Origin of the sequence: Microcoleus sp. AT8-A3 (assembly GCF_036705675.1) — a bacterium.
Lineage (GTDB): Bacteria > Cyanobacteriota > Cyanobacteriia > Cyanobacteriales > Microcoleaceae > Microcoleus.
In genome coordinates this window covers 1-12,773 of record NZ_JAUBVD010000054.1, presented here as the reverse complement: position 1 = coordinate 12,773, position 12,773 = coordinate 1, and the positions used below count along the sequence as shown (strand labels likewise).

Annotated in this window: 12 protein-coding genes and 1 pseudogene; 9 read left to right on the top strand and 4 right to left on the bottom strand. The window is 44.8% G+C overall.

The features are described 5' to 3' along the window. The first annotated feature begins 99 nt into the window (after positions 1–99). The 7 genes from QUB51_RS24080 to QUB51_RS24050 all read left to right on the top strand — a co-directional run bounded on the left by QUB51_RS24080 (position 100) and on the right by QUB51_RS24050 (position 7,445). Entirely contained in the window at positions 100–1,965 is a 1,866-nt protein-coding gene (locus QUB51_RS24080) for a hypothetical protein (protein ID WP_333298348.1), read from the top strand. A gap of 224 nt (positions 1,966–2,189) precedes the next feature. Beyond that, positions 2,190–3,875, top strand: a complete 1,686-nt coding sequence (locus tag QUB51_RS24075; RefSeq protein WP_333298347.1) for a DNA repair helicase XPB — start codon at positions 2,190–2,192, stop codon at positions 3,873–3,875. Between the two features lie 105 nt (positions 3,876–3,980). Then, positions 3,981–6,143, top strand: coding sequence for a WD40 repeat domain-containing protein (locus tag QUB51_RS24070; protein ID WP_333298345.1), 2,163 nt, complete (start codon positions 3,981–3,983; stop codon positions 6,141–6,143). Positions 6,144–6,226: 83 nt separating this feature from the next. Beyond that, positions 6,227–6,451 (top strand): hypothetical protein, encoded by a 225-nt coding sequence (locus QUB51_RS24065; protein ID WP_293183692.1) that lies wholly within the window; start codon positions 6,227–6,229, stop codon positions 6,449–6,451. Beyond that, positions 6,448–6,732 carry a type II toxin-antitoxin system RelE/ParE family toxin gene (locus QUB51_RS24060; RefSeq protein ID WP_293183690.1) on the top strand — a complete coding sequence of 95 codons (285 nt, stop codon included), beginning with the start codon at positions 6,448–6,450 and terminating at the stop codon, positions 6,730–6,732. The genes QUB51_RS24065 and QUB51_RS24060 overlap by 4 nt, the downstream gene beginning before the upstream one ends. A gap of 181 nt (positions 6,733–6,913) precedes the next feature. After that, on the top strand, positions 6,914–7,333 hold the full coding sequence (locus QUB51_RS24055) for a DUF2281 domain-containing protein (RefSeq protein WP_333298341.1): 420 nt from the start codon (positions 6,914–6,916) through the stop codon (positions 7,331–7,333). Beyond that, positions 7,308–7,445: a hypothetical protein gene (locus QUB51_RS24050; RefSeq protein WP_333150180.1), complete on the top strand. Its 138-nt coding sequence runs from the start codon at positions 7,308–7,310 to the stop codon at positions 7,443–7,445. The genes QUB51_RS24055 and QUB51_RS24050 overlap by 26 nt, the downstream gene beginning before the upstream one ends. A gap of 93 nt (positions 7,446–7,538) precedes the next feature. Here QUB51_RS24050 and QUB51_RS24045 read toward each other — a convergent pair whose 3' ends face one another. Further along, positions 7,539–8,006, bottom strand: coding sequence for a DUF29 domain-containing protein (locus tag QUB51_RS24045; RefSeq protein ID WP_333298340.1), 468 nt, complete (start codon positions 8,004–8,006; stop codon positions 7,539–7,541). Positions 8,007–8,103: 97 nt separating this feature from the next. Then, complete coding sequence (locus QUB51_RS24040; RefSeq protein WP_333298339.1) at positions 8,104–8,562, bottom strand: DUF29 domain-containing protein; 459 nt, start codon at positions 8,560–8,562, stop codon at positions 8,104–8,106. Positions 8,563–8,763: 201 nt separating this feature from the next. On the opposite strand from QUB51_RS24040, the gene QUB51_RS24035 reads away from it, so the two are divergent. Beyond that, a complete protein-coding gene (locus tag QUB51_RS24035) occupies positions 8,764–9,909 on the top strand; it encodes an iron-containing alcohol dehydrogenase family protein (RefSeq protein ID WP_333211154.1) in 1,146 nt (381 codons plus the stop codon). Between the two features lie 99 nt (positions 9,910–10,008). Then, on the top strand, positions 10,009–11,190 hold the full coding sequence (locus QUB51_RS24030; RefSeq protein ID WP_333104198.1) for an aspartate aminotransferase: 1,182 nt from the start codon (positions 10,009–10,011) through the stop codon (positions 11,188–11,190). Positions 11,191–11,266: 76 nt separating this feature from the next. Here QUB51_RS24030 and QUB51_RS24025 read toward each other — a convergent pair whose 3' ends face one another. Together QUB51_RS24025 and QUB51_RS24020 are read right to left on the bottom strand one after the other, a co-directional pair. Beyond that, complete coding sequence (locus tag QUB51_RS24025; protein WP_333233846.1) at positions 11,267–11,659, bottom strand: hypothetical protein; 393 nt, start codon at positions 11,657–11,659, stop codon at positions 11,267–11,269. A 368-nt stretch (positions 11,660–12,027) separates the two neighbouring features. After that, positions 12,028–12,773: pseudogene (locus tag QUB51_RS24020) on the bottom strand (hypothetical protein); the annotation flags it as partial.

Genomic DNA, 12,773 nt, shown 5'->3' with positions numbered 1-12,773 from the left:
AATTTGAATTTTTGTCACAAAAATTCAAATTACAAATCGGGGAAAGTTGTTATATTTGGTAGCACAAACAATTTTGCAGCAGGCGAATTGCCAAAAATTATGCCGCGATACCAAACCATAGATGATGTTCCTACCCTCCAAGAGGCACTGGAAGGAATAATTGTTGAAGATTTAAAAAAGCTGAATGCACTGTTGTCGGGCGATCGTAAATTAACCCGCAAAGCTGACCTGGTTGCTGGGATTAAACAGCAAATGCAGGGAGAAAAACTTAAGCAAGTTTGGGCGCAATTAGACGATTTGCAAAAAGCGGCCGTAGCGGAAGTTATACATGGGTCAGGTGGTGGCTATGATGCCGATGTATTTGTGGCGAAATACGGACAACAACCAAACTGGGGAACCAGCGATCGCTATGGATACAACCGAGAACCATCCCTACTATGCTTGTTCTTCTACGGCACTGTGATACCCTACGATCTTGAAGAAAAATTGCTGAAGTTTGTGCCAAAACCTCAAGGAATTTCCTTAAATCTGGTTGGTGATGTACTGCCAGATAATTTTATGGTTCGTGTAGAAAAACGTAACTTTCGTACATCTCAAAGAGAGGTATCCGAGTACGAACTTCCTTTGACTATTTGTGAAATGGAACGGGCAGCCCCAAAGGATTTGGAAGCAGTTTTGCGTCTGATTCAGTCGGGCAAAGTTGCCGTTAGTGAGAAAACCGCATTACCTGGTGCCGCAACTCTCAAAGCGATCGCCGCTGTATTGCAAGGGGGTGATTTTTATAACGACGAACAGCGCCAAGCTACCTTGGAAAAGGGCGATATATTCTACGAGGTTGGTAACATCAAATCCTTTGCTTGGGCCCCGATCGCCCAAGCAAGCAAATTCGCCGAACTATCGGGCAAAAAGCTAGCTTTGACCAAAGCGGGACAGAAAGCTTTGCAAGAATCACCTGCCAAAGGATTACAGACAGCATGGAAGCGCTGGTTAAAAACAAACACTTTTGATGAATTTCGCCGCATTGATGCGATTAAAGGACAAACCGGCAAGGGCGCGCGGGGCATGACAGCGGTGGCGGGGCGGAGAGAGGCGATCGCCTCAAAGCTAGCAGAATGTCCTGTCGGTAAATGGATTCTGTTTAGCGAATTTAGCAGGTATATGTTGGCAACGGGGAATCGGTTTGAAGTAACGCGCGATCCCGACAATCTCTATATTTCTGAATTTGGGTATGGTAACTTAGGATATTCTGGCAGTCACGATTGGCATATTCTGCAAGAAAGATATATGCGCTGCCTGTTGTTTGAGTATGTTGCTACCCTGGGAATAATTGATGTTGCCTATGCCGATCCGTCCCTCATACCCAGCGATTTTGACGATCTTTGGGGAACGGACGATTTGAGATTTCTCAGCCGCTACGACGGCTTAATCTCTTTTCGCCTGACAGCTTTGGGGGCTTACTGTTTGGGATTGACTGACAATTACACCCCACCAGCAATTGAGTTCAGTCAAACACTCCGCGTACTGCCCAATTTAGATATTGTTGTAGCAGGAGAAGGCATTGCGGCATCAGATGCGATCGTCCTCGATCTCTATGCTAAAAAAGTTTCAGATGTCGTCTGGCAACTCGATCGACAAAAGCTATTTACCGCCATTGAAGCCGGATACCCGCTAGCAGAATTTAAAGAAGTTTTAGAGACAAGAAGTATCGAACCGCTACCCGAAACTGTACAGCAATTTCTGACGGATGTTACAGAACGATCGAATAGTTTGCAAGATGCAGGAACTGTCAAGTTAATCGAATGTGCTAACGCCCATTTAGCAGTGTTGATTGCCAATGATTCCCGTACCAAAAAATTCTGTCAGCTAGCGGGCGATCGCACTTTAGCAGTTCCATTATCCCAGGAAACTAAGTTTCGCAACGCCCTGCGGCAAGTCGGCTACGTCTTACCCCAGCGGGATAAATAGTACGATCGTGTCCGGTGGTATCTGAGATGTTGCATCATTCTCAATAAGGCTTTTATGGGCGGGCTTTCTGGCCCACCCCACAAGAAATTAATTCGGAACAGGCAAGATGCCTGTTCCACAAAGAATTAATTTCTTGTGGAACAGGCATCTTGCCTGTTCTTAAGAATGTTGCAAGATGTAATGTGGTAAGTTGTTCTGCCTTTTATCTGCGATCGAAACAACCTATGAATTATGTTCTCGAAAATGCTTTGATCGTGCAAAGCGATCGATCGATCTTACTAGAAGTTCACGCCCCCACAGCACAACAGGCGCGAGAAGCGATCGCCCCCTTTGCCGAATTAATCAAAAGTCCCGAACACATCCACACCTATCGCATCACGCCCCTCAGCGTGTGGAATGCGCGGGCGGCGGGAATGCCAGTTGAAGACGCGATCGCAGCTTTGCGAAAGTATGCCAAGTATGCCATTCCTGAGTCCGTAGCGCAGGAAATTGAACTGTTGGGGACGCGATATGGATTAACTGTAATTGAAAGAATCGATGCGGCTAGCCCGGATTTACAACTGCGAATTGCCGATTTGCCCCTAGCGGAATTGCTGGTACGGGACGATCGCGTTAAACCAATGTTGGGCAAGCGCATCTCGGATCTTTGCTTTCAAGTCGATGCCGGGAATCGCGGCGTACTCAAGCAAGCTTTACTAGCGGTGGGCTATCCGGCAGAAGATTTGGCTGGATATGTCGAGGGTGCCGAATTAGGGATTTCTTTGCGCGATCGTACTTTAGGGGATTTGCCCTTTAATTTGCGTGCATATCAACAAGAAGCAGCAGAGGCATTCTATCAGGACGGGGAGGTAAAAGGTGGAAGTGGGACGATCGTCCTACCGTGCGGGGCTGGTAAAACCATAGTCGGGATGTTAGCGATGAGTTTGGTAAAGCAAAAGACACTCATCCTCACCAGCAGTTTGACTTCAGTGCACCAGTGGCGCAGGGAAATATTAGACAAAACGAGTTTAACTGAGGATGCGATCGCTGAGTACAGCAGTGTCACCAAACAGACGGCTGCTGTCACCCTATCGACTTACCAAATGCTAAGTTATCGATCGAATAAAGATGATGAATTCCCGCATTTCGAGTTGTTTAACGCCCAATCGTGGGGACTGATTATTTATGATGAAGTCCATCTATTACCTGCACCGATATTTCGGATCACTGCTGAATTACAAGCACGACGCAGGTTAGGTTTAACTGCGACATTGATTCGCGAAGACGGGAAAGAAGGTGATGTATTCACGTTGATTGGGCCCAAGCGCTATGACGTACCTTGGCGCGAATTGGAAGGACAGGGATTTATTGCCACTGCCAATTGTACGGAAATCCGCGTCGCCCAAAATGAGGCGGAAAAAATGGAATATGCCCTAGCGCCCCGCCGCAATCAGTTTCGGATTGCTGCGGAAAATCCGGGTAAGTTGGATGTGGTACAAAGTTTGTTGCAAAAGGAGGCGGGACACCGTATTTTAATTATTGGTGAGTATCTCGAACAGTTGGATGCGATCGCCAAAATTACCGAATTGCCTCTGATTACGGGGAAGACAAAACAGGCAGATCGCGATCGGTTATACGAAGCATTCCGTCACAAAGAAATTCCCGGATTAATTCTATCTCGCGTGGGCAATTTTGCCGTCGATTTACCCGATGCCGATGTGTTGATTCAAGTATCGGGAAAGTATGGTTCTCGCCAAGAAGAAGCGCAGCGCCTCGGACGAATTCTCCGCCCGAAATCCGACGGACATACTGCGAGTTTTTATACATTAGTATCGCTACAAACTTGCGAGGAAGATTTTGCCCGACACCGCCAACTGTTTCTGACTGAACAGGGCTACAACTATCGCATAGAAGTTCAAGGCAATGGTTAGTCAGCCTTGCATAATAGACCTCTTACAGTATTAACGCGCTTGTAGTTGCTTTTTTCATCTCAACAAGTTGCTACACTATTAATAACCGCATCCTCACCCACATTTATGCTTCCAACAATCATCGCCGCTATCGCTCCCTACATCTCGGCAGTGCTCTCACCCATCGCCAGAAATATCGGCCACAAACTAGGAGAAGCCTTCGGCCATAACTCTCAAAATTACCGAGATATTCTGATTCCCTATCCTAATAATTCATCTGATTCGACAGAAATAGAGCAAGCAAAACAGCGTTATTCCCAGGAAATGCTGGAATACGCGAAGGCGAAAGATACCAGAGACCGGGAATTGTTAAAGCTAACAGTAGCACAAACAGCACGCCGCCTTGAGTTGCAGGAACAGGAACAGGAAGACAGACTGAAGCTGGCAGCCTTGCAGCGGGATTTGATGCGGGAATTGCAAGCAAAGGATATTCAGGTCAAGCTGGCTGAAATTCAAACAATTTGGGATAAAGATACTTGGTTTTCTAAGTTGAATCGAGAGGAAACTAAGCAGATTTTACTCCAGCAGCAACATCGCCTCTTAATCTTACTATCACCGCCCAAAATTAGCAAGCGATGCCCGGAAACCTTTTGTGAAGATTTGCCAATTGAGATGAGAAGTGTGGGAGATTTTCTCAGACAGCATTATCCTCAACAGGATGTCTTACGCCCAGTTAAGTTTTATAGCGATTATTTCACTGAGTCGATTGGTGATATTGATGTGGAACGCTTGCAGCGAATTTTATCTCCGGTTCCGACTACAATTTTATATAGCGATATCAGCGACTATGCCGTAACTTTTCGCGTCGGCTTTTGGGGATTCCTGAATAATCAAGAAGTCTCCCTGTTTTCTACCAAAGTTTTTGACTGGGAAGAGGCCAAAGATGCACTTTTAGCGTCGGGAGTAAGTGAGAAAAAAGCCCTCCGCATGATTCGGCAGTTGATTGTGGCGATTCACAAGTTACTGGCTGGATTTTTAGCGGATTTGTATTATCTCAATATTGACCCTGGCTATGAACCTCAGTTGTTTAATTTAAAGGATGAATTGGCTGAATATGGGTTGGCAGAAGAATGGGTGAAACCTTATTTTGATATTCTTCAGGATATTCAGCGACGACAGGGAGAACAGTATGAACAGGAGTTGAAAAAGCTGATTGAGCAAGTAGAGGCTGAACGTCAATCTCAAAAGGCTGCCAAAGCAGAAGCCCAACGCCAACAACAAATACAAGAAGCTGCCAAAGCAGAAGCCCAACGCCAACAACAACAAATACAAGAAGCTGCCAAAGCAGAAGCCCAACGCCAACAACAAATAGAAGAAGTATTCACTAAAAAAGTTCAGTCATTCAAATGTGTCCAAACTCTTAATCGCGTAGGTAAGTCATCTGTTGATTGCGTAGTTATTAGTCCAAATGGAAAGGCTTTTGCTAGTGACAGCAGGGGAAATTGCAGCAAACTTTGGAATTTGGATACAGGAGAGCTGATTCGTACTTTATCTTGGCATTCAGATGCGGTTTATTGCGTTGCTATTAACCATACTGGAACAATTTTAGCTAGTGGAAGCTATGACAAAACAATTAAGCTATGGAATCTGGAAACTGGACAAGAAATTAGCACTCTAAAGGGTCACTCAGGTTTAATTCGGTCTCTTGCTTTTAGCCCAGACGGAGAAACTCTTGTTAGTGGCAGTCATGACAGAACTATCAGACTGTGGAATCTGAAAACCAAACAGGAAATCCGCACTCCTACTGGGCATTCAAACTGCGTTGCGTCCGTCGCCATTAGCCCAGATGGACAAACTATTGCTAGTGGCAGTTGGGACAAAACTATCAGACTGTGGAATCTGAAAACCAAACAGGGAATCCGCACTCCTACTGGGCATTCAAACTGCGTTGCGTCCGTCGCAATCAGCCCGGATGGACAAACTATTGCTAGTGGCAGTTATGACCATACTGTCAAGCTTTGGCATCTAAAAACCGGACAGGAATTTCGCACTTTCAGAGGGCATTCAGACTATGTTAACTCTGTAGCTATTAGCCCGGATGGACAAATTATTGTTAGTGGTAGTCGAGACAATACAATCAAGCTTTGGAATCTGAAAACTGGACAGGAAATTCGTACTCTCGCTGGGCATTCATCCGGGGTTAATTCTGTCTGTGTTAGCCCAGATGGAAACACTATAGTTAGTGGCAGTAATGATGAGAGTATCAAAATTTGGCGGTGTGAGGGGTGAAGTAATAGGGAAAGACGAAAGTTATGCTTTCCGTGTTAAATCAAATTAAGCTATAATAGACTGATTGCAACCTTAACCTAAACATGACTCAAGCTGAAAAGACTTCTATTTTTCAAAAAGCAATAGATACCGTAGAAGCTCTCTCGCCTGAAGAGCAGAATATGCTGATCGATATCATTCAAAACCGTCTTAAGCAACAGCATCGCGATGAACTATTGAAAGCAGTTGCCGAGTCAGAAAAAGATTATGAAATAGGCAATGTGCGTCGAGGTACAGTTGCCGACTTGATGGCGGAGTTAGATGAGTGAAAACTTTAATTTGGAGTTCAGCCTTTACTCGTGCGCTCAAGCGTTTAGTTCGCCAAAATCCGCAATTGCGCTCTTTAGTTGAGCAAACATTACAACAACTTGCTGAAGAGCCATTTGCTCCTACTTTACGGACTCATAAACTTAAAGGAGATTTATCAGATCGGTGGTCTTGTTCCATTGACTATAGCAATCGAATTGTGTTTAAATTTGTTCATAATTCTGATACAGATGAAGCAGAGATTTTACTGCTGACTCTTGGCTCTCATGATGATGTTTACTAAGTTTTATGAATACAGCCTCTAATTGCTTGGATGATTATGAAAGGCTGGATGACTGTACATAACTGCTGGTGGGATAGGATGTTAGCGATTAAAATTATGCTCTGTGTGATTTGCAAACATGAAACTACAAAACTTGACGGCGTAATAAATCAACCGATAAACGCTTAAGGAGGTAATTCAAATGGCAGAAACAATTAATGTTGAGCAATCCGTGTTAGAGAATCTGCGACAGTTGCCAACGGAGAAACAACAAGAAGTTCTCGACTTTGCACAATTCCTGGTGCAAAAAGCGTCACATAAAAAGCAGTTATCCAGCGAAAGTTCTGAGTCTAACAGTTCGTCAATAACCGAACCTACTCTCAAGCTATCACTTAGAGAAATTGCTAGCCTGCCAATAGCAGAACGCCATAAAATACTAGCAGCATTTATACCTGCTACAGCCGAAGATTTTTTGACATATCCTGAATTAACCGAGTTTTCCGTACTCGATGGCGAGGAGTATTTAATTGAGAAATGTTACACTCGCAGCCACGACGCTTTTTTGAAAGGCTACGCACCCGAAGACGAAGGACTTTATGATGACTACAGTACGTTTGTCTAGATTAGATTGTCTGAAAAAGTCTTTGTTGCTAGCGAAAATCGGGCCAATTTCTCAAGCAGATGCAGCAGCAGTGAAACAAGTCTGGGAGTTGTACGTTAAGCCTCAATTCTAACATATATAAGGTTCTTCGTAAGTCCCGATCAGTAAACAGGTTGGGTTGAGAAACCAGGTGGCTACGTCAGTCCCAAAAATGCGATCGCGCACTTTACTCAAAATTTCCATCTTCTAAAGCGCCATCCGACAAACTATATTCATCTTCAAAAACTTCAGACCAAGCAAGTGAGGTTAATTGACATTTTTTACCCATTTCATCCTGGGCATCTTTCACCGCAACTTGAAAACATTTATCCCAGATAGACTCAATAAAATCACGATTTAAACTCGGCATTTCTTCTTGGCTTTCTTCAATCTCTCGCCGCGCCGAACGAATACTAATAGCCCAGCTAGCTGTTCGTTTTTCAGGTTGATTTTTCCATTTAATAATATGAAGCATTAAACGAATTAACTGGCTTTTTAATGCTCGTTTTTCGGTTCTCCCCATTGCTTCAATTAAGGATTCTAAACCTGCTGTTGCTTCCATAGATTTTCCTTCTTTGAGAAGTGTCTGGACTGTGACAGCCGTTTGATAATGAGAACACACTGCTAACCAGTCCCAATCTTGTTTAGTCAGCATTCTTATTTCCTTGGAATTGCCTATATTCCTAAATTTATCATAAATCAATAGTTATGGCAATCGGCGGTTGAATCCAGATTTCGTATCGATCTAAACTTTAATTTTCTTCATCGTTATCAGATAAAGTATATTCCTCCTCAAAAACTTCAGACCAAGAAAGGGAAGTCAATTGACATTCAACTTTCCTCATTTCGGTGTTAGCCTCTTTCACGGCTGCTTGAAAACATTTATCCCAAATAGATGCAATAAATTCACGATTTAAACTCGGAACTTCTTCCTGAATATCTTCTATTTCTCGGCGTGCGGATAGAATGCTAATAGCCCAGCTAGCTGTTCGTTTTTCAGGTTGAGATTTCCATTTAATAATATGAAGCATTAAACGAATTAACTGGCTTTTTAATGCTCGTTTTTCGGTTCTCCCCATTGCTTCAATTAAAGATTCTAAACCTGCCGTTGCTTCCATAGATTTTCCTTCTTTGAGAAGTGTCTGGACTGTGACAGCCGTTTGATAATGAGAACACACTGCTAACCAGTCCCAATCTTGTTTAGTCAGCATTGCCCTATCCTTGAAATTGCTTATATTCCTAAATTTATCATACCGATCGCCCCTCAACTGGGTCCTCCCATCCCCCAACAGCCCAACAATACTTAATAAAAACTTTATAAAACTTACCATTTCCGCATAGATTAGAGTTATCCTAGAAAATCCAGCAATCCTGCAAAGCGTCAACCTTCTCGTCACTTATCCAGTGGTTCGATGACTCAAACCCAAAGCACCAAAACCGCCACCGCACCAGCAATTTATTCCTTGACAATTGCTCCCGCCTGTGTATTGCGAGGTCGATCGGCCTTAGCACAAGCCGGAGATGCGATCGCCCGTTTCGGAAAGCGGCCGCTAATCGTCGGCGGCAGCAACTCCCTCGCCGCCGCCCAACCCTACCTGCAACCAATCCTCGAACAGCAGCAGTTAAAATCCGCCGAAACAGCATACGGCAAGGATTGCAGCGAAACCAGCCTCGAAACCCTCCGCGAAGCAGCCAAAACCCATCAAGCCGACTTCATCATCGGAGTTGGCGGCGGCAAAGCCTTAGACGCAGCCAAACTCGTCGCCCATCAGTGCAAAATCCCGATCGTCACCATACCCACATCAGCAGCCACCTGTGCCGCTTGGACAGCCCTTTCTAACATTTATTCAGAACAAGGTGCATTCCAATACGATGTCACATTAGCCAGATGTCCCGACTTATTAATACTCGACTACGGCTTAATTCAAACCGCACCGCAGCGGACATTAGTAGCAGGAATTGGAGATGCGATCGCCAAATGGTACGAAGCATCAGTCAGCAGCGGACACTCCGAACAAACCCTGATAATTTCCGCCGTTCAACAAGCTAGAATACTGCGCGATATTTTATTCCAAAAATCAGCCGCCGCCCTCAAAGAACCCGGTAGCGAAACCTGGCAAGAAGTCACAGATGCAGCGGTATTGCTAGCAGGAGTAATCGGCGGAATTGGTGGCGCCCAATGCCGCACCGTCGCCGCCCACGCCGTCCACAACGGCCTAACTCATCTATTAGCAAGTCACGGCACATTGCACGGCGAAAAAGTCGCCTACGGCATTTTAGTACAACTGCGACTAGAAGAAATGCTGCAAAACAATCAACTCGCCGCTAGCGCCAGACAGCAACTGCTAAAATTCTACGCCGAGATTGGATTACCCCAAACTTTAGAAAACCTCGGACTCGGAGACATTACCATAGCAGAATTGCAGCGCGCCGCCGACATAGCCTGCAATCCCAATTCCGACATCCACCGACTGCCTTTTAAAGTTGTTCCCCAACAATTAATGGCAGCGATGGTTTCTACCACCGCACCTGTGGGAGAATTAAAGATTAAGAATTAAAACAGTTTGTAGTAAGGACTAAAGTCCTGAAAAGGCTGTGCTAGCAAGGACGAAAGTCCTTACTACAAACCACGAAAACTGACAACTGACAAAAAATAAATGACCTTGGATTGGATTACCCCTGCTGACAGGTTGCAAAAACTACCGCCCTACGTATTTGCCCGTCTCGACGAACTCAAAGCCCGCGCCCGCGAACAAGGACTCGATTTAATAGACTTAGGAATGGGAAACCCCGACGGGGCCACTCCTCAACCAGTAGTAGAAGCGGCTGTCGCAGCCATCCAAAATTCTGCCAATCACGGCTATCCACCCTTTGAAGGAACAGCCAGTTTCCGCCGTACTATTACTAAATGGTACAGCCGCCGCTACAACGTTGAACTCGATCCAGAAAGCGAAGCATTGCCTCTGTTGGGTTCTAAAGAAGGTTTAGCACATTTTGCGATCGCCTACATCAATCCAGGGGACTTAATATTAGTACCAAGTCCCGCTTATCCCGTATTATTTCGCGGCCCAATTATCGCCGGTGCAAAAGTTCACAACATCATCCTCAAACCAGAAAATGACTGGGTAATTGACTTAGCCGACATTCCCGACAGCGTAGCCGAACAAGCCAAAATCCTCTATTTCAATTATCCCAGTAATCCGACTGGAGCAACAGCACCCCGCGAATTTTACAAAGATATTGTTGCTTTCGCACACAAACATCAAATCTTGCTGGTTCACGACTTGTGTTATGCGGAATTAGCCTTTGACGGCTATCAACCGACAAGTTTATTAGAAATTCCCGGCGGTAAAGAAATCGGGGTGGAATTTCACACCATGTCCAAAACCTACAATATGGCCGGCTGGCGCGTCGGTTTTGTAGTAGGAAATAGCAAAATTATTCAAGGTTTGCGGACATTAAAAACTAACCTAGATTACGGTATATTTTCCGCTTTGCAAACAGCAGCAGAAACAGCACTGCAATTGCCGGATAGTTACTTGCACGAAGTGCAGAATCGTTACAGGACTCGCCGGGATTTCATGGTGGAAGGATTGGCAGAATTAGGGTGGAATATTCCTAAACCTCTGGCTGCAATGTATCTTTGGGTTCCCTGCACTCCGGGCATGAGTTCGACTGATTTTGCCCTCAATGTTTTGCAGCAAACGGGTGTTGTGGTGACTCCTGGCAATGCTTTTGGGCCGGGCGGCGAAGGATATGTGAGAATTAGTTTAATTGCAGATTGCGATCGACTGGGAGAAGCATTGCGGCGTTTGAAACAAGCTAATATTCGATATTAGTTATTGGGCATGGGGCATGGGGCATAGGGCATGGGAATTGGGCATTGACTTTCAAGTACAATCTTGAGGCAAGTGACTAATTAATTAAATTCAACCTATCCTCATAACCCAGCATTATCTTCTGCAAGGTGTTCTGCAACTTCTGAAATTCTGAATCACTTACAGAAAAATAAATTATTGCCTCATCGTAATCTGTATTGGAGTTGGGTCTTGAAGGATCGAAACTAACAATTAATCGATCTCGGCTTAAAGTAACTTCTTGAATTCCTCCATATTCTCCCCAACACTGATCGTCTATCTCCCAGTAAACACATCCTAGGTTAGGAGGAGGAGCTTTTTTATAAAATTCATTTCTTTCCATAACAAAATAATTATAGTTTTCGCTATCCTCATCCTCCTCAGAAGAAAAACCGATAGAAAATGGGTCTTCAATTCCCACAAGTTGTGCAAAAAGTTCAAACACCATCATAAACTTAATCCACTTGTTTTGGTGAGCTATTTTAACCGGAACTTCCCATTCTACGCTCTTAACTTTTCTCTGAAACCATTTATAGCGGTTCTCAAGAAAGTGAAGTAAGTAGGCGGCGTCCCATGCCCTATTGGTGTCAACTTAACATCAAACCGATAGTCCGGCAGGGGTTTAAACCCCTGCCTCAAAGCTAAAGTCCTCTCAAAGAGGACTGAAGAACTCATTAGTCCTCTTTGAGAGGACTTTAGCTATAAGCCCCGTGGAATTCATTCCCTGGCGGACTGACGGGTGGGCGGGAGGACTGGTGGACCAAAAGCTTAAGTTGACACCAATGCCCATGCCCCATGCCCTATCCCAATTCCCAATAACTACGCTTTTTTAATTTCATTAGTAATCCAGTCAAAAGTTTCCATAACTTGCTTGAGATCCGATTCGTCTTGCAAAGTAAACAAAGCCAGACTCGGCGACCTTCTCTCACCCGGTTCTATAGGTAGCGACAGACCGATCGCACTCAGCTTACTTCTCAATTCCAGCCAATTTTGTTCCGCATTAAACGGCGGCTGGGAACCGTAATTGTTAGCAGAAATCTCCATTCTGCCAGCAATATCTACAGTGAATAACTGATAAGGTTTTCTTCCCTTTTGAGGCAATTGAGCGGCGAAACCGCCGTAGGCATCCCCCGTTCCCCAGTGGATTTGAACTTCGGGTTCTTGACTTTTTGCCCATCGGTAAATAGCTTTTGCCATTTGCGCCTCGTCCGCGCCTCGTCTAGCTTTGATTTCGGCAAAAAATGAAGATTCATCCCAGCGCCTTCTTTCGCGCGTTGCGCTGGATTTTTTCTGCTGTGCTTCCGCTGTCTGACCGATCACTCTGGGAACCAGCGTTTTCAAACCGTCTTCACTTACATACTGCTTAATTTCCAGGGCCAAAACTTCAACGGGGTCCATTTGTTCGTTGAGAAATTCCACAACTCGGCGCATTTCAGCGGAAATCTCGTCAGCTACAAACACTAAGCGAACTTTACCCGCTTGCAAATTAGTTTTAACCTTCTGCCAAAATAGGTCTTCATTAGCATCCGCACCGAGAAACTCTTCAAAAATCTGTTCAGGATCGC